At 71.6% G+C, this 21,839-nt stretch carries 26 protein-coding genes; 13 read left to right on the plus strand and 13 right to left on the minus strand.

The annotated features are described in order from the left end of the window. Positions 1-26 precede the first annotated feature (26 nt). The gene (locus tag NYE39_RS01950; protein ID WP_341011723.1) at positions 27-1,364 is read left to right on the plus strand and encodes a 3-oxoacyl-ACP reductase; all 1,338 of its coding nucleotides are present in this window, start codon (positions 27-29) and stop codon (positions 1,362-1,364) included. Then, positions 1,364-2,209 (plus strand): MaoC/PaaZ C-terminal domain-containing protein, encoded by an 846-nt coding sequence (locus NYE39_RS01955; RefSeq protein WP_341011724.1) that lies wholly within the window; start codon positions 1,364-1,366, stop codon positions 2,207-2,209. Before NYE39_RS01950 ends, NYE39_RS01955 begins: the two co-directional genes overlap by 1 nt. A 62-nt stretch (positions 2,210-2,271) precedes the next feature. Here NYE39_RS01955 and NYE39_RS01960 read toward each other — a convergent pair whose 3' ends face one another. Together NYE39_RS01960 and NYE39_RS01965 are read right to left on the minus strand one after the other, a co-directional pair. Then, entirely contained in the window at positions 2,272-3,660 is a 1,389-nt protein-coding gene (locus NYE39_RS01960; RefSeq protein WP_192912107.1) for a GH1 family beta-glucosidase, read from the minus strand. Between the two features lie 7 nt (positions 3,661-3,667). Next, the gene (locus NYE39_RS01965; RefSeq protein WP_341011725.1) at positions 3,668-4,948 is read right to left on the minus strand and encodes an MFS transporter; all 1,281 of its coding nucleotides are present in this window, start codon (positions 4,946-4,948) and stop codon (positions 3,668-3,670) included. Positions 4,949-5,074: 126 nt separating this feature from the next. Between NYE39_RS01965 and NYE39_RS01970 the strand changes: the two genes are divergently transcribed. Beyond that, the gene (locus tag NYE39_RS01970; protein ID WP_084452739.1) at positions 5,075-5,440 is read left to right on the plus strand and encodes a VOC family protein; all 366 of its coding nucleotides are present in this window, start codon (positions 5,075-5,077) and stop codon (positions 5,438-5,440) included. A gap of 45 nt (positions 5,441-5,485) precedes the next feature. On the opposite strand, the gene NYE39_RS01975 is transcribed toward NYE39_RS01970, so the two are convergent. Genes NYE39_RS01975 through NYE39_RS01985 form a run of 3 tightly spaced genes read right to left on the minus strand, consistent with a single transcriptional unit; the run spans position 5,486 to position 8,640 of the window. Then, positions 5,486-6,754, minus strand: a complete 1,269-nt coding sequence (locus NYE39_RS01975; protein ID WP_341011726.1) for a NupC/NupG family nucleoside CNT transporter — start codon at positions 6,752-6,754, stop codon at positions 5,486-5,488. Positions 6,755-6,785: 31 nt separating this feature from the next. Continuing rightward, on the minus strand, positions 6,786-7,508 hold the full coding sequence (locus tag NYE39_RS01980) for an MOSC domain-containing protein (RefSeq protein WP_341011727.1): 723 nt from the start codon (positions 7,506-7,508) through the stop codon (positions 6,786-6,788). A 25-nt stretch (positions 7,509-7,533) separates the two neighbouring features. Then, positions 7,534-8,640, minus strand: a complete 1,107-nt coding sequence (locus tag NYE39_RS01985) for a sterol desaturase family protein (RefSeq protein ID WP_341011728.1) — start codon at positions 8,638-8,640, stop codon at positions 7,534-7,536. Positions 8,641-8,784: 144 nt separating this feature from the next. Here NYE39_RS01985 and thrS point away from each other — a divergent pair, with 144 nt between their 5' ends. From thrS to NYE39_RS02025, 8 genes are all read left to right on the plus strand, one after another. Beyond that, positions 8,785-10,833: a threonine--tRNA ligase gene (gene thrS, locus NYE39_RS01990; RefSeq protein ID WP_341011729.1), complete on the plus strand. Its 2,049-nt coding sequence runs from the start codon at positions 8,785-8,787 to the stop codon at positions 10,831-10,833. A 141-nt stretch (positions 10,834-10,974) separates the two neighbouring features. Beyond that, positions 10,975-11,439, plus strand: a complete 465-nt coding sequence (locus NYE39_RS01995) for a GNAT family N-acetyltransferase (protein WP_341011730.1) — start codon at positions 10,975-10,977, stop codon at positions 11,437-11,439. A gap of 50 nt (positions 11,440-11,489) precedes the next feature. Further along, positions 11,490-12,050 (plus strand): HIT family protein, encoded by a 561-nt coding sequence (locus NYE39_RS02000; protein WP_341011731.1) that lies wholly within the window; start codon positions 11,490-11,492, stop codon positions 12,048-12,050. A 73-nt stretch (positions 12,051-12,123) separates the two neighbouring features. Next, positions 12,124-12,762: a phosphatidylinositol phosphate synthase gene (pgsA, locus tag NYE39_RS02005; protein ID WP_072624512.1), complete on the plus strand. Its 639-nt coding sequence runs from the start codon at positions 12,124-12,126 to the stop codon at positions 12,760-12,762. Then, positions 12,759-13,706 (plus strand): phosphatidylinositol mannoside acyltransferase, encoded by a 948-nt coding sequence (locus NYE39_RS02010; protein ID WP_341011732.1) that lies wholly within the window; start codon positions 12,759-12,761, stop codon positions 13,704-13,706. Before pgsA ends, NYE39_RS02010 begins: the two co-directional genes overlap by 4 nt. Beyond that, a complete protein-coding gene (locus NYE39_RS02015; protein ID WP_341011733.1) occupies positions 13,703-14,914 on the plus strand; it encodes a glycosyltransferase family 4 protein in 1,212 nt (403 codons plus the stop codon). The genes NYE39_RS02010 and NYE39_RS02015 overlap by 4 nt, the downstream gene beginning before the upstream one ends. Further along, complete coding sequence (locus tag NYE39_RS02020; RefSeq protein WP_072624515.1) at positions 14,902-15,474, plus strand: hypothetical protein; 573 nt, start codon at positions 14,902-14,904, stop codon at positions 15,472-15,474. Before NYE39_RS02015 ends, NYE39_RS02020 begins: the two co-directional genes overlap by 13 nt. A 27-nt stretch (positions 15,475-15,501) precedes the next feature. Then, a complete protein-coding gene (locus tag NYE39_RS02025) occupies positions 15,502-15,702 on the plus strand; it encodes a hypothetical protein (protein WP_341011734.1) in 201 nt (66 codons plus the stop codon). Positions 15,703-15,710: 8 nt separating this feature from the next. Here the strand turns inward: NYE39_RS02025 and NYE39_RS02030 are convergent, their stop codons facing one another. Further along, positions 15,711-17,045, minus strand: coding sequence for an aminotransferase class I/II-fold pyridoxal phosphate-dependent enzyme (locus NYE39_RS02030; RefSeq protein ID WP_341011735.1), 1,335 nt, complete (start codon positions 17,043-17,045; stop codon positions 15,711-15,713). A gap of 125 nt (positions 17,046-17,170) precedes the next feature. Here NYE39_RS02030 and pdxS point away from each other — a divergent pair, with 125 nt between their 5' ends. After that, positions 17,171-18,070, plus strand: coding sequence for a pyridoxal 5'-phosphate synthase lyase subunit PdxS (gene pdxS / locus NYE39_RS02035; protein WP_341011736.1), 900 nt, complete (start codon positions 17,171-17,173; stop codon positions 18,068-18,070). Between the two features lie 68 nt (positions 18,071-18,138). Here pdxS and NYE39_RS02040 read toward each other — a convergent pair whose 3' ends face one another. The 3 genes from NYE39_RS02040 to NYE39_RS02050 are packed head-to-tail and all read right to left on the minus strand — an operon-like array spanning position 18,139 to position 19,132. Beyond that, positions 18,139-18,327 (minus strand): hypothetical protein, encoded by a 189-nt coding sequence (locus NYE39_RS02040; RefSeq protein ID WP_341011737.1) that lies wholly within the window; start codon positions 18,325-18,327, stop codon positions 18,139-18,141. Continuing rightward, positions 18,324-18,698, minus strand: a complete 375-nt coding sequence (locus NYE39_RS02045) for a hypothetical protein (protein WP_341011738.1) — start codon at positions 18,696-18,698, stop codon at positions 18,324-18,326. Before NYE39_RS02045 ends, NYE39_RS02040 begins: the two co-directional genes overlap by 4 nt. Next, a complete protein-coding gene (locus NYE39_RS02050) occupies positions 18,695-19,132 on the minus strand; it encodes a hypothetical protein (RefSeq protein WP_341011739.1) in 438 nt (145 codons plus the stop codon). Before NYE39_RS02050 ends, NYE39_RS02045 begins: the two co-directional genes overlap by 4 nt. A 10-nt stretch (positions 19,133-19,142) precedes the next feature. Here NYE39_RS02050 and NYE39_RS02055 point away from each other — a divergent pair, with 10 nt between their 5' ends. Then, the gene (locus NYE39_RS02055; RefSeq protein ID WP_341011740.1) at positions 19,143-19,355 is read left to right on the plus strand and encodes a hypothetical protein; all 213 of its coding nucleotides are present in this window, start codon (positions 19,143-19,145) and stop codon (positions 19,353-19,355) included. Positions 19,356-19,553: 198 nt separating this feature from the next. On the opposite strand, the gene NYE39_RS02060 is transcribed toward NYE39_RS02055, so the two are convergent. From NYE39_RS02060 to NYE39_RS02075, 4 genes are read right to left on the minus strand one after another with little or no spacing between them, the layout of a single operon-like run. Further along, on the minus strand, positions 19,554-20,612 hold the full coding sequence (locus NYE39_RS02060; protein ID WP_341011741.1) for a YihY/virulence factor BrkB family protein: 1,059 nt from the start codon (positions 20,610-20,612) through the stop codon (positions 19,554-19,556). Continuing rightward, positions 20,612-20,998 carry a DUF3618 domain-containing protein gene (locus NYE39_RS02065; RefSeq protein ID WP_255186200.1) on the minus strand — a complete coding sequence of 129 codons (387 nt, stop codon included), beginning with the start codon at positions 20,996-20,998 and terminating at the stop codon, positions 20,612-20,614. Before NYE39_RS02065 ends, NYE39_RS02060 begins: the two co-directional genes overlap by 1 nt. After that, positions 20,995-21,435 carry a phage holin family protein gene (locus NYE39_RS02070; protein ID WP_341011742.1) on the minus strand — a complete coding sequence of 147 codons (441 nt, stop codon included), beginning with the start codon at positions 21,433-21,435 and terminating at the stop codon, positions 20,995-20,997. Before NYE39_RS02070 ends, NYE39_RS02065 begins: the two co-directional genes overlap by 4 nt. Beyond that, the gene (locus NYE39_RS02075; RefSeq protein ID WP_255186202.1) at positions 21,428-21,793 is read right to left on the minus strand and encodes a YtxH domain-containing protein; all 366 of its coding nucleotides are present in this window, start codon (positions 21,791-21,793) and stop codon (positions 21,428-21,430) included. The genes NYE39_RS02070 and NYE39_RS02075 overlap by 8 nt, the downstream gene beginning before the upstream one ends. Between the last annotated feature and the right edge of the window lie 46 nt (positions 21,794-21,839).

Consider the following 21,839-nt stretch of genomic DNA (forward strand, 5'->3'; position numbering starts at 1 on the left):
CGCACCGACTCAAGGAGAACACCCACATGGGATTCGAGTACGGCAAGTTCGTCAGCTCCGGTCTGGGCAAGCAGATCGCCAACACCCTCGGCCTGCCCCGTCCGACCAAGCTGCGTCGCCACAAGGCCGGCGCCCCGCTCATCGGCGGCGCGGTCCTGCTCGCCGGGCACGGTGACGCCCCGGTCGCCGCTCTGCTCACCGAGGCCCTGCAGGCCGACGGCGTGCAGATCGCGACCTCTCCGTCGACCTCGGTTGCCGGTGTCGTCGTGGACATGACCCAGGCCCGCACCCCCGCGGACCTGGAGACCCTGCGCGGCATCCTGGCCCCGGCGCTGAAGACCCTGGCCCCCACCGGCCGGGTCATCGTCATCGGCCGTCCGGTCGCGGACACCGACGACGTCGCCGAGGCCGCGGCCCGCCGCGCGCTCGAGGGCATCGTGCGCTCGGTCGGCAAGGAGATGCGTGCCGGCGGCACGGCCAACATGGTCTACGTCGCCGAGGGTGCCGATGCCAACGCCGAGGCGACCGTCCGCTTCTTCCTCTCCGGCCGCTCGGCCTACGTCTCGGCCCAGGTCGTGCACGTCGGCGAGGCCGTCGGCGACATCCTTGTGCCCGAGAGCTGGGACGCCCCGCTCGAGGGCAAGGTCGCGGTCGTCACCGGGGCCGCGCGCGGCATCGGTGCCGCGATCGCCGAGGTCCTCAGCCGTGACGGCGCGACCGTCGTGTGCGTCGACATCCCCGCCGCCGGCGGCCCGCTGGCCGAGGTCGCCAACCGCATCGGTGGCTCGGCCCTGCAGGTCGACGTCACCGCCGAGGACGCGGGGGCCAAGATCGTCGAGCACGCGAGCACGCTGCACGGTGGCTTCGACATCGTCGTGCACAACGCGGGCATCACCCGCGACAAGCTGCTCGTCAACACCGACGCCGACCGCTGGGGATCGGTGCTCAACGTCAACCTGCTGTCGATCCTCAAGATGAACGAGGCCCTCGTGCCCGCCATCAACGAGGGCGGCCACATCGTCAACGTCGCCTCGATCGCCGGCATCGCCGGCAACCGCGGTCAGGCCAACTACGGCGCGAGCAAGGCCGGCGTCATCGGCATGACCTCGAGCCTGGCCAAGGACCCGCAGGTCCTCGCCAAGGGCGTGACGGTCAACGCTGTCGCCCCGGGCTTCATCGAGACCGAGATGACGGCCAAGATCCCGCTCGCGACGCGCGAGATCGGCCGCCTGACCAACTCGCTGTCGCAGGGTGGTCTGCCGGTCGACGTCGCCGAGACGATCGGGTGGTTCGCGTGGGACAGTAACCGCGCCGTCACGGGCAACACCGTGCGCGTGTGCGGTCAGATGCTGCTGGGCGCCTGATGGCCGTCACGACCGTCAAGAGCATCCCGGCGCTCGGGCCGATCTACGCCAAGGCGGCGCTGCCGGGCAAGGGTGGCGGCTCGTCGCTCCCCGACACCCGGCTGCGCCTCGAGGGCCACCAGGTCGACCGGCTCGACCTGCTCGAGTACCAGCGCATCTGCGGCTTCAACAACAGCGACGTGCTGCCGCACACCTACCCGCACGTCGTCGGCTTCCCGCTGCAGATGCAGCTGATGTCGGGCAAGGGCTTCCCTCTGCCGCTCATGGGCCTGGTCCACGTCGAGAACGTCATCACGGTGCACCGTGAGGTCCGCTTCGACGAGGCCATGGACATCACCGTCTCCGCCGACAACCTCCGGGCCCACCCCAAGGGCAAGGTCGTCGACCTCGTCACCGAGGTCGACGTCGCCGGCGAGCGTGTCTGGGAGGGTCGCTCGACCTACCTGGCCCGCGGCAAGGGCGACGCCGAGGCGGACCGGGGTGCGCAGCCCCCGGCGATCCCCACGGGCCAGGCCGCCGCGAAGTGGTCGCTGCCCGGCGATCTCGGTCGCACCTACGGGCTCGCGTCGGGTGACATCAACCCGATCCACATGAGCGCCGTGACGGCGAAGGCCATGGGCTTCCCCAAGGCGATCGCCCACGGCATGTGGACCTATGCACGGGTCCTCGGCGCCATCGGGCCGCGCACCAGCGGTCCGTGCACGAGCCACGTGTGGTTCAAGAAGCCGGTGATGCTGCCGGCCAAGGTCGACTTCGTCATCGACACCACCGGCGAGAAGGTCGTCGCGGGACTGCGCAGCACGCGCAAGCCCGAGACCGAGCACCTCGTGCTCACCCTGGCCTGAGCGCCGAGGTCACGACGGCCCGTGTCCCGCAGGGGGGACACGGGCCGTCGTCGTCCCCGTGGTCAGCCCGGGGTCCGGATCTCCCGGATGCGCTCCCGCAGCCACGCATAGCTGTCCTTGGGCACCCGCTGCTGGTCACCCTCGACGTCGACCCGCACGAGCCCGAAGCGCTGCGTGTAGCCCTCGGCCCACTCGAAGTTGTCGAGCAGCGACCACACGAACCAGCCCCTGACGTCGACCCCGGCGTCGAGGGCATCGGCCACGGCATCGAGGTGCTGGTCGAGGTAGCGGATGCGCGCCTCGTCGTGCACCGTGCCGTCCTCGACCACGTCGTGCGTCGAGCACCCCGACTCGGTGATGTGGACCGGGGGGAGCCGGTCGCCGTAGCGCTCGCGCAGCTGCACGAGGACCTCGGTCAGACCCTCTGGCGCGACCGGCCACCCGAAGGCGGTGTACTCGCGAGCCGGCACCGGCACGAGCTGGAAGGGGATGCCATCGGGCACCTCCAGCTGGACCTGCTGGTCGGGGACCGCGGCGCGGGCGGCCGCGGTGCCGGGCGACCCGGGCATCCCGACGAGCGTCGGGTTGTAGTAGTTGACCCCGTAGGCATCGAGGGGCGAGCTGATGACCGTCAGGTCCTCGGCGACCGGGCCGGGCATCCCGTCACCCATGCCGTTGGGGTACTCGCCGAGCAGGATCGGCTCGGCGAAGGCCCGGTTGTGGATCGTGTCGTAGAGCGTTGCGGCAGCGACGTCCTCGTCGGCCTCGCTCACCGCGTGGACCGGGGTGTGGTTGTTGGCCGTGCCGATCGCAGCGACCCCCTTCGCGCGCAGCGACCGCGTGGCCAGCCCGTGGCCCAGGAGCAGGTGGTGGGCTGCGGCCAGAGCCTCGAAGCCGCGGGATTCGCCGGGGGCGTGCAGCCCGATGGCGTGGCCGAAGAGGGTGGCGACGACCGGCTCGTTGACCGGGATCCACATGGCCACCCGGTCGGCGAGGCGGTCGGCGACGAGGGCCGCGTAGTCGCCGAAGCGCTCGGCGGTCTCCCGGGCCATCCAGCCGCCCTTCGCCTGGAGGGCGGCGGGCAGGTCCCAGTGGTAGAGCGTGGCGAAGGGGGCGATCCCCGCCTCGCACAGGGCGTCGACGGCACGGTCGTAGAAGTCGAGACCGGCCGCATTGGCCGGCCCCGCCCCGTCAGGCTGGATGCGCGGCCAGGCGATGGAGAACCGGTAGGCGTCGACGCCCAGCCCGTGCAGGAGCTCGACGTCCTCGTCCCACCGGTGGTAGCTGTCGCAGGCCACCGCGCCCGACGACCCGTCGGCGATCGTGCCGGGGCGGTCGCAGAAGTCGTCCCAGATGCTGCGGCCACGACCACCGGCGGCCACACCCCCTTCGATCTGGTAGCTGGCGGTTGACGTGCCGAAGAGGAAGTCGCGGGGCAGGGGCGTGGGCATGGGTCTCCTAGGCGACGCTGCGGATCTTGCGGATGAGGACGGCGGCCGCCAGGCCGATGGCCGCGGCGAGCAGGTAGAGCGTGCGGTAGCCCGCAGCGTGGGTCGCGTGGGCGGCGAACCACGTGATGATCGGTCCGGCGATCGCCGGAGCCAGGACCTGTGGGAGGGCATTGGCGATGTTGATGACGCCGAGGTCGCGGGCCCGGTCACCGGCCCGCGGGAGCACCTGGGTGATGAGCGCGAAGTCGACGGCGAGGTAGACGCCGTAGCCGATGCCGAGGATCACCGCACCGACGAGCGCCGCGGACCAGGTCTGGACGATCGCGAGGAGGACCGCCGCGCTCGACATGACGACGCCGGAGGCGGTGACGAAGGGCTTGCGCAGGCCGATCCGGTCTGACCAGATGCCGGCGACGATCGCGGAGACGATGAGGCACGCGGCGTAGAGCAGGGTGAGCACGAGGACGCCGAGCTCGGGGTCGGCGACGCCGACGGCATCGGTGAGGAAGAAGAGCAGGTACATCGTGCAGATCGAGTTGGCGACCGTCGCGAGGAAGCGCGTGGCCCAGGCCCACGCGAAGTCGGGATGGCGTCGCGGCGAGATCCAGAAGCCGGCGAGGAACTGCCGCACGGGCGTCTTCGGGAGGTGGCCGCGGGGGAGTGGCCGGTCGAGGGAGCGCAGCACGAAGGGGGTGACCGCGGCGACCGCGAGAACGGCCAGGACGAGGTAGGCGCCGGTGGTGCCGGAGACGAGGGTCGCGACCCCGGTGCCGACGACGATGCCGAGGGTCTGGGTCATGCCGACGACGCCGCTCACGAGCCCGCGCTGCTCGACGGGGACGAGATCGGGCACGGCGGCGGTGAGCGCGGCGAGGGTGCCGTTGAGCCCGGCCTGGACGAGGCACCAGCCGAGGATCATCACGGGGACCGACCCGGCCGCGGCGAGGACGACGAGGCCGAGGGCCCCGACGAGCGTCCCGCCGACGAGCCACGGGACCCTCCGGCCGAAGCGCGAGGTCGTCCGGTCGCTGAAGGCTCCCGCGAGCGGGTTGGCGAGGGTCGACACGGCGGCGCCGACGCCGGTGACGAGGGAGAGGGTGGCCTCCTTGTGGCCGGGCGTCAGGCTCGCGGCCTGGAGCCCGAGGAGCACCTGGATCGGGCCGAACCATCCGGCGCACATGCCCACACCGGCAAGGCCGAGGCGGGCGATCCACCCGGGCGGGACCGGTGTCGTCGGGTCCGCGAAGGGGTCCGGGGCGTCGACGGTGACGCCCGACGGGGGCTGCATGGCCGCATGCTACTCGTCGGTAGCCCCGGGGGTCGAGGGTGTCGCGGAGGTGAGGGTGTCGCGGCTGGCCGGACCGCTCACCTCGCGGGTGTGGTGGCTGTCACACCGCAGTGTCATGCTCGGCAGATGGCACACGGAGACATCACGCACATCGACATCCCGGTCAGCGACCTCACGGCGGGCGCGGCCTTCTACAGCGGGCTCTTCGGCTGGCAGATCGCCGAGATCCCCGGCTTCGAGGGCTATCCCATGTGGCAGGCCCCCAACCAGATCAGCGGGGGAGGTCTGGCCCCCAGGGGCGAGGGCTTCGAGCATCCTCGCTCCTACGTCGAGGTCGACTCGATCGACGAGGTCCTCGCCAGGGCGACGGAGAGCGGGGGGTCGGTCGTCATGGACAAGTCACCGATCTCGGAGACGAGCTGGTTCGCCGTGCTCGCCGACCCCGACGGCAACCACATCGGGCTCTACGAGGGCACGACCGAGGCGGGCTGAGCCCGCCCGAGCTGACCCTTGCGCTGGGCTGCGCCCGGCGCAAGGTTAGCCGAGCATGATCCCGGCGATTGTCGCGCTCATGAGGTTGGCCAGGGTCGCGGCGAGGATCGCGCGCATGCCCAGGCTTGCGATGTCCTTGCGGCGGCTCGGGGCCATCGACCCGAGCCCGCCGAGGAGGATGCCGAGCGAGCTGAGGTTGGCGAAGCCGGTGAGCGCGAAGGTGACGATCGCCTGCGTGCGCGGGCTGTAGGACTCGACCTCGGGCCCGAAGTTGGTGAAGGCGACGAACTCGTTGACGATGACCTTCTGCCCGAGGAAGGACCCGGCGTCGACGGCCTCGTGCCACGGGACGCCGATCATCAGCATGATCGGCGCGAAGACGTAGCCGATGATCGTCTCGAAGGACAGGTCGGGGTGGCCGAACCAGCCGCCGACCCCGCCGATCATGGCGTTGAGCAGGGCGATGAGCGAGATGAAGGCGAGCAGCATCGCGCCGATGTTGATCGCGAGCTTCGCCCCGTCGGCGGCGCCGGCGGCTGCGGCGTCGATGACATTGCGGTGCTCGGTGACCTCACCGAGCTCGCTCGGTGTGTGCTTGGCCGCCTCGACCTCGGCCTCGTCGAACTCGGTGCCGGACGCGACGTTGTCCGGCTCCTCGGGCACGAGGATCTTGGCCATGAGCAGGGCGCCGGGTGCGGCCATGAAGCTCGCGGCGATGAGGTAGTCGAGGTCGGCGCCCAGCAGCGAGTAGCCGACGAGGACCGAGCCCGCGACCGTCGCCAGTCCACCGACCATGACGGCGAAGAGCCCCGAGCGGGTCAGGCCGGCGACGTAGGGCCGGATGACCAGGGGCGCCTCGGTCTGCCCGAGGAAGATGTTGGCCGCGGCATTGGTGGACTCGGCCTTGCCGGTGCCCAGGACCCGCTGCAGGCCACCGCCGAGCACCCGCACGACGACCTGGAGCCAGCCCAGGTGGAAGAGCACACCGGTGAGCGAGGCGAAGAAGACGACGACGGGCAGCACCTGCAGGGCGAAGACGACGCCCTCGTCGGGCAGCAGCGGGCCGAAGAGGAAGCTGATCCCCTCGGTCGCCGAGTCGATGACGGATTGGAAGCCGTCGGAGGCCCACCGCAGCGCGGTCCGGCCCCACGGGACGTAGAGCACGAGCGCCCCGAAGCCGACCTGGATCGCCAGCGCCGGCAGCACCGTCCGCAGCCGGATCGCGCGACGGTTGGTCGACAGCGCGGCGGCGATGAGGAGCAGGCCGAGCATGCCGCCCAGGCCCCAGATGACGTGCATGGTCGTGCCTCTCATGGGGTGCGCCGTGGTGTGCCCGCCCACACTCTCAGATCAGGGCGACGGGGTCCTCTCGACGCACCACGCCCGGGGTGACGACGTCGGCGTCGATGCCGAAGGGCACCTCGCCCTCCGGTCGGTCGCGGCGCGCCAGCGTGTGCAGGTGCCTCGTGTCCAGCTCACCGGTCTCGGTGTTGATGTCGACGACCCGGCAGCGGGGGACCGCACCACGCACCCGCACCACGGCCTCGCCCAGGCGCAGCAGGCTGCCCGGTTCGGGGTCGCGGTCGGCCGCGATCGTCAGCGTCGCGCGGAACCGCGCATCTTGCACCTCGCCGAGCTCGCGCAGGGCGCCGGTGGTCACGATGCTGACCGACCCGCCGTAGACGACCTCGCCCGCGGACCGGATGCCGGCCAGGCGGACCGGGCGGTCGAGGTGGTCCCCGAGGAGCTCGGCGTGGTCCGAGGTCATGACCTCGAGCCGAGCAGGTCGCCCCCAGTAGTCCGCCTCGACGACGTGCCCGGTGGGCACGGGCTCGCCGGCGACCGTCCCTCCCTTCGGCGTGGTGACGGTGAGGACCGCGCCGTCCCGGGCCGCGGAGACGAGCACCATTGTGGGGTTCTCCACGGTGCGCAGCACCCGGTCCTCGTCGGCCTCGAGCAGGCAGAAGAGCCGATCACCGCGCGGTCCCGACGGGTCGAGCCGGAGGTGGTCGAGGTCTGCGTGGCGGGCGCCCTTGAGCGGGGTGAGGCCGATCCGGGTGATGTGCACGGCGGCCAGTCAACCAGCCGTGGGCTCAGGCGACGTGGCGCTCGTAGTCGCGGTCACCACGGAAGGGCATGAGGTGCTGCTCGACGATGCCCTCCGGGACCGTCTCGAGCCGCAGCACGCCGTACTCCTCCGGCCAGCTGCCGTCACGCGGGAGCTTGAAGCTGCCCATCAGCATGTCGACCACCGGCAGGTGGATCGCGTAGTTGCGGTCCCAGTAGTCGACGTGCCGGGCGTGGTGCCAGTGGTGGTAGCGCGGCAGGACGAGGAGGTACTCGAGCCAGCCGAAGCGGACCCCGATGTTGGCGTGGGCCACGACGGCCTGGAGACCGACGATGATGACGTAGGCGTTCATCGCCGGCGTCGAGAAGCCGAGGACCATCAGCGGCAGCAGGACGATGCTGCGGGTGAGCACCGTCTCGGCGAGGTGGACGCGGGAGCCGGCGAGCCAGTCGAGGTCGCGGCTGGAGTGGTGCACCGCGTGGAAGCGCCACAGGCTCGTGACCCGGTGGTAGGCGCGGTGGAGCACGGCCTGGGCGAGGTCGGCGACGAAGACGGCGAGCAGGACCTGCAGCCACAGGGGAAGGCCGACGACCAGCTCCTTGACCGGGTCGACGGCGATGGCGGCGGCGACCGTCGTCGTCGACGTCGTGACGACGATGAGGATCAGCTGGACGAGGACGTGGCTGAGGAAGAAGTAGCAGACGTCGGTGCGCCAGCCCCGGCGCAGCACGGGGTGCGGCCGGTGGGCGAGGTAGCGCTCGAGCGGGATGAAGACGAGCGCGGAGAAGACGAGCGAGAGGATGAACCAGTCGACCCCGAGCGACCACGGGGTCGACTCGATCTCGCCGAGCGGGATCGAGGAGCCACCCAGGAGCACGGCCACCGTGGCCGCGACGACACCGGTGAAGGCGATGGGCCGTCGCTGCCCGGCGAGCACGGCGACCGTGCCGATGACGAAGGCCCCGATGATGCCGACGAGCAGCAGGCCACGAGCAAACCCCGAGGTGTAGACGGGGCGGAACTCCTGGCTCGTGAGCAGCTCGGGGAAGTGGAAGCACAGCACGGCGAGCAGGCTGAGCACGCCGAACCAGCAGGCGGTGTGCGGGAGCAGTCGAGCGTCCTTGGTGAGCATGACTCGACGGTAGGGACGACGAAGGGGGTCGCACATGGGGTCTCGTACTCAGCGGGGGAATGCGTTGGGGGCCGCCCCCTTCGCGGGGATAGAGTTCGACGGGTGCCCGGCCGGGCACCGCGAACCGTCCCACAGGAGCCACCCGTGTCTGCCCAGATCACCATCAACGTCGCCGGAGACGAGCGATCGGTGGACCAGGGCACTACTGCCGCGGACCTCTTCGAGGGCGACCGGGCCGTGCTCGTCGCCCGGGTCAACGGCGAGCTGCGGGACCTCGCGCACGAGCTCGCCCAGGGCGATGTCGTCGAGCCGGTCACGGCGCAGGAGCAGGACGGCCTGGACGTGCTGCGGCACTCCACGGCCCACGTCCTGGCCCAGGCCGTGCAGCAGATCAACCCCTCCGCCAAGCTCGGCATCGGCCCGCCGATCCGCGACGGCTTCTACTACGACTTCGACGTCGAGGAGCCCTTCACCCCCGAGGACCTCAAGGCCCTCGACAAGGCGATGCAGCGGATCATCAACGAGGGCCAGACCTTCGTTCGCCGCGAGATCAGCGACGACGACGCGCTCGTCGAGCTGGCCGGCGAGCCCTACAAGTGCGAGCTCATCGGCCTCAAGGGCGGCGCCTCCGAGGACGCTGCGGAGGGCGCCTCGGTCGAGGTGGGCGGCACCCAGCTGACGATCTACGACAACGTCCGCCGCGACGGCACCCGTGCCTGGGGTGACTTGTGCCGCGGCCCGCACGTGCCGAGCACCAAGGTCATCGGCAATGCCTACAAGATCATGCGCAGCGCCGCGGCCTACTGGCGCGGCAGCGAGAAGAACCCGCAGCTGCAGCGCGTCTACGGCACGGCCTGGCCGACCAAGGACGAGCTGAAGGCCTATCTCGACCGCCTCGCGGAGGCCGAGAAGCGCGACCACCGCAAGCTCGGCCGCGAGCTCGACCTCTACTCCTTCCCCGACGAGATCGGTTCCGGCCTGCCCGTCTTCCACCCCAAGGGCGGGGTCATCAAGCGCGAGATGGAGGACTACGTCCGCCAGCGGCACATCGAGGAGGGCTTCGAGTACGTCGGGACCCCCCACATCGCCAAGGAGGGGCTCTTCCACACCTCCGGCCACCTCCCGTACTACGGCGAAGGCATGTATCCCCCCTTCGACGTCGACGGCATGGACTACCGCCTCAAGGCGATGAACTGCCCCATGCACAACCTCATCTACCGCAGCAAGCAGCGCTCCTACCGCGAGCTGCCGCTGCGGCTCTTCGAGTTCGGGCACGTCTACCGCCACGAGAAGTCCGGCGTCATCCACGGCCTGACCCGGGTGCGCGGCTTCGCGCAGGACGACAGCCACTCCTACGTCACCAAGGAGCAGGCGCCCGACGAGATCCGTCACCTGCTCGACTTCATCCTCGGGCTGCTGCGCGACTTCGGTCTCGACGACTTCTACCTCGAGCTGTCGACCCGCGACGAAGGGGGCGACAAGAGCTCGAAGTTCATCGGCAGCGACGAGGACTGGGCCGAGGCGACGTCCGTCCTCGAGCAGGTGTGCTCCGAGACCGGTCTCGAGCTCGTGCCCGACCCGGGCGGCGCGGCCTACTACGGCCCCAAGGTGTCGGTGCAGGCCCGTGACGCGATCGGCCGCACCTGGCAGATGAGCACGATCCAGTACGACTTCAACCAGCCGTCCGCGGACCGCTTCGCTCTCGAGTACCAGGCCGCCGACGGCTCCCGTCAGCAGCCGGTGATGATCCACTCGGCGAAGTTCGGCTCGATCGAGCGCTTCATCGGGGTGCTCGTCGAGCACTACGCCGGCGCCTTCCCGGTGTGGCTCTCGCCCGTCCAGGTGCTCGGTGTGCCGGTCGCCGAGGAGTACAACGACTACCTCTGGGACGTGCTGCAGCAGATGCGGGCGCAGGGGATCCGGGTCGAGCTCGACGAGAGCGACGACCGCTTCCCGAAGAAGATCCGCAATGCGAGCAAGTCCAAGGTGCCCTTCACCCTCATCGCCGGCGAGGAGGACCGCAGCAACAACGCCGTCTCCTTCCGCTACCGCGACGGGTCCCAGGAAAACGGGCTGCCGATCGAGACCGCGATCGCCCGCGTCCTCGCGGCCGTCGAGGCCAAGGACCAGGTGATGTCGGCGCCGAGCCTGACCAACCCCGGCCCGGACGCCGCGCCCGACGGCACGATCTGATCCGCTCCGCCTGACCGGCCTGCGCATTTCCTAGGGAAATGCGCAGGCCGGTCCGCATTTCCCTAGGGAGATGTGGGGTCTGGTCCGCATTTCCCTAGGGAAATGCGGACGGCGGGGGCGGTCCTTGGCTAGGTTTCGGGCATGACGACGCGGATCCGCCCGATCGAGCGCGACGACGCGCTCTCACTCGGCGCGCTGCGCCTCCAGCAGGACCGTGAGGCCGGGCGCACGCCACGGCCGGGCTTCCTCACGGAGTACGCCGATGCCCTCCTGGCCGACTTCGCCGCGCAGCGGGGCTGGATCGCGGAGGAGCCCGACGGTCGCCCGGTCGGGTGCGTCCTCGTCCACCCCGTGCGCAAACTGCCGACGCTCGGCCACCTCGGCCGGCCCGAGTGGTGGTACGTCCAGCAGGTCTTCGTCACCGCCGACCGGCGTCGCGACGGCATCGGGCGCCGCCTCCTCCACGCGGTGCAGGAGGCGGCGACGGCCGAGCGGGTCCGCTTCGTCCGGCTCAACGCCAGCGACGCCGGGCGTCCGCTCTTCGATGCGACCGGATTCGGCGACCCGACGGGCCGGTTGCGCGAGTGGACCCCGCCCCGCCCCTGACGAAGGGGGAGGACCTCCCCTTCGTCGTGGGGCGTGACAGGATCGGGCCCATGACGCAGCACGACCACCCGACCGAGGACGATCGCTCCCTCGTGGGCGTGCCCGATGGCTTCGACCGGCTGTGGACGCCCCACCGGATGGCCTACGTGACGGGGGAGCGGCCCAGCGACGAGGCCGGGGACGGCTGCCCCTTCTGCGTCGCCCCCGACAAGGGCGACGCCGAGGGCCTCATCGTCCACCGGGGCGAAACCTGCTTCGTCGTCATGAACCTCTTCCCCTACAACGCCGGTCACGTCCTCGTCTGCCCCTACCGGCACGTCTCGCTCTACATCGACCTCACCGACGAGGAGACCCTGGAGTTCACCGCCCTGACCAAGGCGGCGATCCGGGCGCTGCAGGACAGCTCCAACCCGCACGGCTTCAACCTCGGCATGAACCAGGGCGCCGTCGCCGGGGCGGGCGTCGCGGCCCACCTGCACCAGCACGTCATCCCGCGGTGGGGCGGCGACATGAACTTCCTGCCGATCGTCGCGCAGACCAAGGCGCTGCCGATCCTCCTCGAGGACGCGCGCGCCGCCCTGGCGGCGGCCTGGCCGGACGCCGGCAGCTGAGCCGACGGGGCCTGCATCACACTCCGGTGCGCCGTCAGGAGCACCGGCCCCGCGCAGTTACGCTTGACCCGCCATGCTCAACCGATACGCGCGCGCAGCCGTCACCCGGATCCTCACCCCGGTGGCGCGCCTGCTGCTCCGCCTGGGCATCAGCCCAGACGTCGTCACCATCCTCGGCACGCTCGGCGTCTGCCTGGGGGCGCTCGTCTTCTTCCCGCAGGGGCAACTGCTCGTCGGTGTCCTGGTCATCACCGCCTTCGTCTTCTCCGACACCATCGACGGGATCATGGCGCGCGAGCTCGGGCACTCGAGCAAGTGGGGCGCCTTCCTCGACTCCACGCTCGACCGCATCGGCGACGCGGCGATCTTCTCCGGCCTGACGATCTGGTACTTCCAGGGTGGCGACGACCGGCTCAAGGCCTGGCTCGCTCTCGCCTGCCTCGTCCTCGGTAGCGTCGTCTCCTACGCCCGCGCCCGGGCCGAGGGCCTGGGCATGCGGGCCGATGTCGGCATCGCCGAGCGGGCCGACCGGCTCGTCGCCGCGCTCGTGACGACCGGCCTCGTCGGGCTGGGCCTGCCCGAGATCGTCCTCACGGTGGTGCTCGGCCTGCTCGCCGTCGCGAGCTTCGTCACGATCCTCCAGCGGGTCCTCCTCGTGCGCCAGCAGGTCATCGCCGCAGAGGCCGCCGGAACCACACCCTCGGGACCGTGACCCGGCTGCGGCAGCGCGCCACCGTCCTCGCCTTCCTCTTGGCGTGGCGGGTGCTGCGGCTGTTGCCGACCCGCGCGGCCTACGCGCTCTTCGACCTCGCCGCCGACCGGACCGTGGCGGGCAACGGCAGCTCCGTCCAGCGGCTGCGGGCCAACTACGCCCGGGTGCGTCCGGAGCTGGGGCCGCAGGAGCTCGAGGCGCTCGTCGCCGAGGGGGTGCGCGCCTCCCTTCGCTACTACGTCGAGGCCTTCCGGCTGCCGTCCGTGAGCGGCACCGACGTCGACTCCCTCGTGCGCTTCGAGGGCGCCATGCCCGAGCTGAAGTCGCACCTGCTCGCCGGGCGACCGGTGCTGGCCTTCCTCGGCCACACCGGCAACTGGGACCTGGCGGGGGTGTGGTGCGCCCGTCACCTCGGCACCGTCGTCACGGTGGCCGAGCGGCTCGAGCCCGAGGAGATGTTCCGGGCCTTCCTCGACTACCGCGAGCAGCTGGGCATGGTCATCCACCCGGCCGAGCGGGGCACCTACGAGCGGCTGCGGGCACAGCTCGCGACGGGGGAGCCGGTCGTCATGCCGCTGCTCGCCGACCGCGATCTGTCGGCGAGCGGGGTCGAGGTCGACCTGTGCGGCCACCGCGCGCGGATGGCAGCCGGTCCGGCAGCCCTGGCCGTCGAGACCGGCCTGCCGCTCTACCCGGTCACCCTGCGGCACGAGCGGGTCGGTCGCCGGTGGGGCATGGTCGTGACGGTCCACGACGCGGTCACCGTCGCGCCCGCCGGCTCGCCCGACGCGGTCGCCCGCACGACCCAGGCCTGCGCCGACGCCTTCGGCAGCGCGATCACCCGGCACACCGCCGACTGGCACATGATGCAGCGGGTCTTCGTCGACGACCTCGACCCCGCACGCGACCGAGCGATCACGACCGCGGACCGGAGCGCCGCGTGAGGGTCGGTCTGGTGAGCCCCTACTCCTTCGACGTGCCCGGGGGAGTGCAGTTCCACATCCGCGACCTCGCCGACTACCTCGCTCGCCACGGGCACGAGCCGTCGGTACTCGCCCCCGCCGACGAGGGCACCGTCCTGCCCGAGCACGTCGTCCCGGCCGGTCGGGCCGTGCCGATCCGCTACAACGGCTCGACCGCCCGGCTGCTCTTCGGTCCGGTCGCGTCGGCCCGCGTGGGCCGCTGGCTCGAGGAAGGCGACTTCGACGTCGTGCACATCCACGAGCCGCTCGCGCCCAGCCTGTCGGTGCTCGCGCTGTGGGCGGCCACGAGCCCCGTCGTCGCCACCTTCCACACATCCAACGTCCGCTCACGCGTCATGCAGGCCGCCTACCCGCTCCTGCGGCCGTCGTTGGAGAAGATCCACGGGCGCATCGCCGTCTCCGAGGACGCGCGACGCACGGTCACCACCCACATCGGTGGGGACGCCGTCGTCATCCCCAACGGCGTCGACACCAGCGCCTTCGCCCGCGCCGAGCGTGACCCGCGGTGGACCGGCGCGCCCGGACGCCCGACGATCGTCTTCCTCGGTCGGATCGACGAGCCGCGCAAGGGGCTGCCGGTCCTCGCCGAGGCGATGCCCGCGGTCCTCGACGCCGTCCCGGGTGCGCGGCTGCTCGTCGTCGGCCCCGGCAGCGCCGAGGCGGCCCGGGCCAAGCTACCCGAGGCGGTCGCGGCGTCCACCGAGTTCCTCGGAGCCCTGTCCGACGAGGACAAGGCGTCGGCCCTGGCGTCCGCCGACCTCTACATCGCGCCCCACACCGGGGGAGAGAGCTTCGGGATCGTCCTCGTCGAGGCGATGGCGGCCGGCGCACCCGTCCTCGCCAGCGACCTGGCGGCCTTCCAGAGGGTCCTCGACGCGGGGCGCGCCGGTATGGCCGGAGCCCTCTTCGCGAGCGAGCGCCCCGAGGACCTCGCCGCCCGGATCGTCGAGCTGCTCGGCGACCCAGAGCGACGCGCGACCCTCTCGCGACTGGGGCGGGAGCGCGCGCGGGCCTTCGACTGGGACGTCGTCGCCCGCGAGATCATCGCCGTCTACGAGACCGTCCTCGACGCGGGGCACCCCCGCGAGGTGACCCGGCTGCGGCCGGGACTGGGCCGGATCGGTGACCGCGGGCCGCGTGGCCGGGCAGGAGAGCCATGGAGACCTTGAGCTGGATCGCCCTGACGCTCTGCGTCCTGCTCCTCCTCGCCTGGTACCTCTCCTACAGCGCCGCGCGGCTCGATCGGCTGCACGCCAAGGTCGAGGGCGCCCTGTCGGCCCTCGACGCGCACGTCGTGCGCCGGGCCGAGGCAAGCCTGGAGCTGGCCAACTCCGGTGCCCTCGACCCGGCGACGGGCTTCCTCCTGGCGGCCGCGGCGAGCGAGTCGCTGGAGCGGGTCAACGAGCGCACCTTCGAGGCCGACCTCCTCGAGGGACAGCACTTTGCCGGCCGGGAGTCGGTCGAGAGCGAGCTGACCGAGATCCTGCACGCGGCGCTGCCACCCGAGGTCACCCGCGACATCGAGGCGCAGGGGGACCCCGGAGCCGCTGCGCTCGAGCGCGTCCGCGAGGCGGGCCTGCGGGTGCAGCTCGCCCGTCGCTTCCACAACGACGCTGTCAAGGACGTCCAGCGGGTGCGGGCCAAGCGGGTGGTGCGCCTGTTCCGACTGGCCGGCCACGCCGACCTGCCGCAGACCGTGGAGTTCGACGACACGCTCCCGGGAGCCTGAGCGCCGCACAGCCGTCATGATCGGGGCATGTCGTCGCTGGTCCTCGGGGTGCTGTGCTGCCTCCCCCTGCTGCTCGCCGCACTCGTCGCCGCGCTCCTGCTCGCGGTGCGCGACGAGCGGGCCCGCCGGCCTCCCCTTCGTGGTGGGGCCGGGTACCGACCAACGGAGACGACACCGGGCCACGTCGAGCCGCCGTCACCGAGCGGGCCCGGCCACCAGCTGCCCTGACGTCGGGCTCAGGCCGTGGCGGTCGCGGCAGCGACGATGTCGTCGGCGAGGGTCGCGGCCGAGGCCTCGTCGAGGTCGTGCACCGTGAGGCGCAGGTGCTGCGAAGGGGGTGCGCCCTCCGCCAGGCGGAACTCGTCTCCCGTGCGCACCAGCCAGCCACGCCGGGTCAGCCGGTCGGCGACCTCGCGCGCCGCGACCGGCAGCGTGACCCACAGGCTGACGCCGTCGCCGGGGGAGGTGGCCAGGCCCCGGTCGGTGAGCAGCGCGGCGAAGGCGGCATTGCGCTCGGCGTAGTGCACCCCGGCGCGCTCGATGAGCGCGAGCGCGGAGGGGTCGGTGACCACCGCGTGGGTGACCCGCTGCAACAGGTGGCTCACCCAGGTGGTCCCGGGGCTCAGGCGCATCTCGAGACGGGCGGCGGTGTCGGCGTCGCAGGCCGTGACGGCCAGGCACATGTCGGGGCCGACGAACTTCGAGACCGAGCGCACCAGCGCCCAACGCCGGTGGTCGGGGCCGACGATGGAGTGGAAGGGCTGCTGGGACAGGTAGGAGAAGTAGTCGTCCTGGATGACGAGGACGTAGGGGTGGTCGGCGAGCACCTCGCGCAGCGCCGCGGCGCGTGCGGCACTCAGCGAGGACCCGGTGGGGTTCTGCGCCCGTGGGGTGCACACGATCGCCCGCACACCCTGCTCGAGCGCGTGGCGTAGCCCCTCGACCGTCATGCCCTCGGCGTCGACCGCGACCGGGACCGCCCGGTAGCCACCGAGCTGGGCGAGATGGATGCTCGCGAGGAAGCACGGGTCCTCGAGCGCCACGGCGTCGTCGCGCAGCAGCGCCTGCGCGAGCAGGCGCTCGACGGCATCGACCGCGCCGCTCGTCAGGGTCAGCCGCACGTCCGAGGCCGGGACCGGCACGTCGGGGGCCATCCAGTCGAGCGCCCACGACCCGAGGTCCCGGTCGACCGTCGGCTCGCCGTAGAGCACGGGGCCGCGGTCGGCGACGCTCGCCAGGGCCGGCGCGAGGTCGGGGATGAGCTGCGGATCGGGGTTGCCCGTGCCGACGTCGCGGAGCGCGCCGGCCGCGGCGAAGCCCTCCTGGGGCACCCGGCTGCGACGTGCCACCCGGGTCCCGGCGCGTCCCTGCGAGACGACGACCCCCGATCGGGCGAGGTCGCGGTAGGCGGCGACGGCGGTGTTGCGGTTGACGCCGAGCTGCTCGGCGAGGGCACGGACCGGCGGGAGGACCTCGCCGGGGGCCAGGTGGCCGCGCTCGACGAGGCCGCGGACGCTGTCGGCGATCTCGGCCGCGGTGCCGCCGGAGATCTGCGGCGTCTGGGTGCTCATCACGGGCGAGTCTAGGTGGTCCCGACCGCTCTGCGGACGCGGACCAGGACATTGTCCTGTGCCGTGCTACGTTTTGGCCTAGATCAAATGGACGTCGCGACACGCGGCCCGACGAGGAGCACGACATGACCACCGAGACCCAGACCGAGACCGGCACCGCACGCGTCAAGCGCGGCATGGCCGAGATGCTCAAGGGCGGCGTCATCATGGACGTCGTCACGCCGGAGCAGGCCAAGATCGCCGAGGACGCCGGCGCCGTCGCCGTCATGGCGCTCGAGCGGGTGCCGGCCGACATCCGTGCCCAGGGCGGCGTCTCCCGGATGAGCGACCCCGACATGATCGACGGCATCATCGAGGCCGTCTCGATCCCCGTCATGGCCAAGGCGCGCATCGGCCACTTCGTCGAGGCCCAGGTGCTGCAGTCCCTCGGGGTCGACTACATCGACGAGTCCGAGGTCCTCACCCCGGCCGACTACGCCAACCACATCGACAAGTGGAACTTCACCGTCCCCTTCGTCTGCGGGGCCACCAACCTCGGCGAGGCGCTGCGCCGCATCACCGAGGGCGCGGCGATGATCCGCTCGAAGGGGGAGGCCGGCACCGGCGACGTCTCCAACGCCACGACCCACATGCGCCAGATCCGCCAGGAGATCCGCCGCCTCCAGGGGCTGGCGGAGGACGAGCTCTACGTCGCGGCCAAGGAGCTGCAGGCCCCCTTCGAGCTGGTCAAGGAGGTTGCGACTGCCGGAAAGCTCCCGGTCGTCCTCTTCACCGCCGGTGGGATCGCCACGCCCGCCGACGCCGCGATGATGATGCAGCTGGGCGCCGAGGGCGTCTTCGTCGGCTCCGGGATCTTCAAGTCCGGCAACCCCGCCCAGCGGGCCGAGGCGATCGTCCGGGCGACGACCTTCTTCGACGACCCGGACATGCTGGCCAAGGTCTCTCGCGGGCTCGGTGAGGCCATGGTCGGCATCAACGTCGACGAGATCCCGCAGCCGCACCGCCTGGCCGAGCGCGGCTGGTGACGTGTCACCCAGCGCATGGGTGAGGGGCCCCGGTCGACGACCGGGGCCCCTCACCTGCCGCCGGCCGGTCAGTAGCTGCCGACGAACTGGGTCCATCCCGGGTACAGCTCGGCGCCGTCGGACACCAGGATCTTGCGGTCCGTGGCCTTGCGCAGGTCGAGCGGGCGGCCCAGCTTGAGGCTGTAGATGCGGATGACCGAGCGACCGCCCCCGCCGCTCAGGCCCGCCCGCAACCCGTGGTCGGTCTTGCCGCTCATGGCGATCGTCGTGGTGGAGATGATGTTGTGCGGGGGCCGTAGACGGCCACGTACCCGGCCCGGTCCACGCCCAACCCGGTGATCCCGGTGCACAGGTGATGTCGGTTGCCGTAGGCGAGCGCGCCGGCAGACGTCTCCGAGAAGCGGATGCGACACCCGCGCTGAACGAGGGCGATGGGTTCGACGGAGCCGTCCATGAAGGGTCCGTATGCGTGCGCTGCGGGCGTCGTCACGGCATTGGACACTCCCGGTCGCTGGCTCGTCTTGGTCCAGGAGAGCCACACGTTCGCGGTGCTGCCGACCACTCGCGCGTAGTCCTGCAGCTGCCGCAGGTCGAGCCTCCGACGCAGACGGGAGTCGAAGATGCTCACCGTCTGACCGACGGGGTCGCGGACACGCCGGTGACCAGACCGCGGGTGGCGAGCGTCTCGTCGGGGTCCGCCTGGGCGTTGACGACCGCTCCACGCTGCTCGGTCGACGAGACGACCTGCAGGTCACCCGTGGATGACAGGCGCACGGACGAGACCCCGATGCATCGGTGCGACGAGTTGGCGTGGACGCGCGGGGTCTCGCTGTCGAAGCGGATGACGCATCCGCCCGCGATCGTCGTCTCCGACGTCGCCGTGCGGTCACGGTAGGGGCCGAGCGCGTCGTACCCCGGGTCCTTGAGCAGGGACGCCGCGGTCGTCCCGGACGGTGTCACCTTGACCCAGCCGATGACCAGGTCGGCGCCGACCACCCTCCGCCGCTGCGTGGTGCTGCGCAGGCTGATCCGGCTCTTGTCCCGGGCGTCGTAGAACCTCACGGTGACGTGCTTGCCGCACGATGAGGTCGCCGCGGCTGTCGACCCCGAGCGAGCTGACGCCCACGCAGGGCCGCCCCGCGGAGCCGACCGGACTCGCGGTCCCGGCCGCGTCGAAGGCGATCCGGCACCCTCCGACGACGTACCGGTCGACCGGGACGAACTCGTCGTCGATGGCCGCAGGGTTCCCGGACGGGACGAGGAGGACGGCGAGGAGAAGTGCTGACAGGACGGACGCGATCAGCCCGCGGCGAGGCATGATGAGCAAGGTGACCCCCGGTGACCAGCCCGGGCTTCCCCTCCGGGCAAGGCACGCACACTGCGTGCGGGGGAAAACCTAGCGCACCGTGCCGCGCCGTGGGCGAGGCGGACGTCCGTGCATTTCCGCGGCGGTTCCGACCGGGGCACACCGCGTGGCCTGCGCTCAGTCGCCGTCGGTGCGCCCGTGCCCCCTGCGGCGCAGTGCTCGCGCATCCCGGACGTCCGCCTCGTGCTTGTCCTTCTTCTTGTCGATGCCGGTCGTGTCACGCCGAGGCAGCTGGATCTCGTCCTCGGCGGGCATGCCGGCCTGCAGCTCCCGCCCACGCTCGAGCTCGGCGTCGAGCTCAGCACCGAAGAGCAGGGCGAGGTTGGTCAGCCACAGCCACAGCAGGAAGACGATGACGCCGGCCATCGATCCATAGGTCTTGTTGTAGGAGCCGAAGTTCGCCACGTAGATGCCGAAGGCCACGGACGCGAGCACCCACACGAGGATCCCCACGAGCGCGCCGGGGCTCATCCACCTGATCTTCGGCTGGCGTACGTTCGGCGTCGACCAGTACAGCAGCGCGACGATAACGACCACGGCGAGGAGGAGGACCGGCCACTTGGCGATCTGCCAGACCGTGACGGCACTCGACCCGAGCCCCAGCAACGAGCCGATCGACTCCGCGACCGGTCCCGAGACGACCAGTGCCATGAGCACGGCGGCCACCAGGACGAGAAGCACCGCGGTGACGAGGAGCATCAGCGGGCGCAGCTTCCAGACCGGCCGGCCCTCGGTGACGCCGTAGATCCTGTTCATCGCCCGGGAGAAGGCGTTCACATATCCCGATGCCGACCACAGGGCACCGGCGAGGCCGAGCACCAAGGCCAAGCCGGCGCCGGTGCCCTGGGCCAGTGAGGTGAGGACCGGCTCGAGGGTGTCCGCCACGGAGGCTCCCGCCGTGTCCCGCAGGACGCCGAGGACCGTGTCGACCGTCTGCGGCCCCTGCCCGACGAGGCCCACGAGTGAGACGAGCGCGATGAATGCCGGGAAGAGTGCCAGGACGGCGTAGTACGTCAGTGCCGCCGCGAGGTCCGTGCACTCGTCCGCGGAGAACTCCCGCGCCGTCCGGCGCAGCACGTGGCGCAGCGTGGGCTTCTCGAGGTCGGTCGGTCCGTCCGGCGCGCGGGAGTCCTCCGAGTGCGGTGCTGGACCGCTGCGGTCAGCTCGTCCGGTCATCAGAGCCGGTAGCCCCGGTACCGGTGGAGCCGTCTGCCACGTGAACGGACGAGGCGCACGGCGAGCGGCAGCCCGACGAGCGCGACGGCCGCGGCGACACCCGCTGCCCAGACCTGCGGCAGCGGCTTCCCCTCACGATCGGTCGCGGAGCGCCGCACGTTGGCCACGGCGTGCTGCACCCGCGCCTTCTGCTCGTCGGCCCCGTGCTTCGCCCGCGTCCTGACGTCGAGCTTCGCGGCGAGTGCGTCGACCGTCTCACCGAGCTCGGCTCGCGTGGCGGCGGCCTCGCGCTCCAGCTGCTCGACCCCCTCGTCCGGTGACGGATGGTGCTCGTCCGGGACCGCGCGGAGGTCATGGCGGGGTTCCTGCTCGTCGAAGGTGCTCACGGGTGGTTGCCTCCCCTGACTGTGTCGATGTCGGCCATGACGTTGTGGACGGTGCGCTCGGCGGGCGGTGCCGCCTCGGACACCTGCTTCTTGCCCACGAGGGCAAGGAGACCGGCGACCGCCAGGAGGACCACGCCGACGACCAACGCGGCCAGCCACAGAGGCATGACGAGGTCGAGGGAGATGATGGCGGTCGCGACGAGCGCGGCGACGCCGTACAGCGCGACGAGACCGGCACCTCCGAAGAGTCCCGCTCCCGTCCCGGCTTTCTTCGCGCTCTGCGTCAGCTCGGCACGAGCGAGCGCCATCTCCTGACGGACGAGCTGTCCGATCTGCTCGGTGGCGTCGGCGACGAGCTGCCCCGTGCTCTCGTGCTGGGTCGGGATGTCGTCGCGGCCCGCGGCGTGCGAGCCGCTCGCGTGGGTGGGATCAGCCAAGGCCGCCACGTCCCGGGGTGGTGCCGGGGCCCGAGGTGGGCTCGCCCGACCCGAGACCGCCTGCGCCGGTCCCGGGGGTGGTGCCGACGCCGGTGCCGGGGGAGGCGGTGGTGGTCGTCGTCGGGGTGTCGGTGGAGTCGTTCCCCGCCTTTTCCTTGACCTTGGCGGTGATCTTGTCCCCCGCCTTGTGCCCCAGGTCCTCGGCGGCCTCCTGGGCCTGACCGGCCTTGCGCTGCACCTTGGGGTCCTTCCACAGCCGCTTGGCCTGGCCGCTGATCTTGTCGTACTGCTCACGGCCGGCTCGCGTGCCGAACACGTAGCCGATGGCTCCGGCGGCGAGCATCGAGATCTTGCCCATGACAACCTCCTGGGTTGAGTCGTGCGGTTGGTTCATCTGGCTACCC

This window comes from Janibacter sp. FSL W8-0316, from assembly GCF_038004165.1.
GTDB lineage: Bacteria > Actinomycetota > Actinomycetes > Actinomycetales > Dermatophilaceae > Janibacter > Janibacter indicus.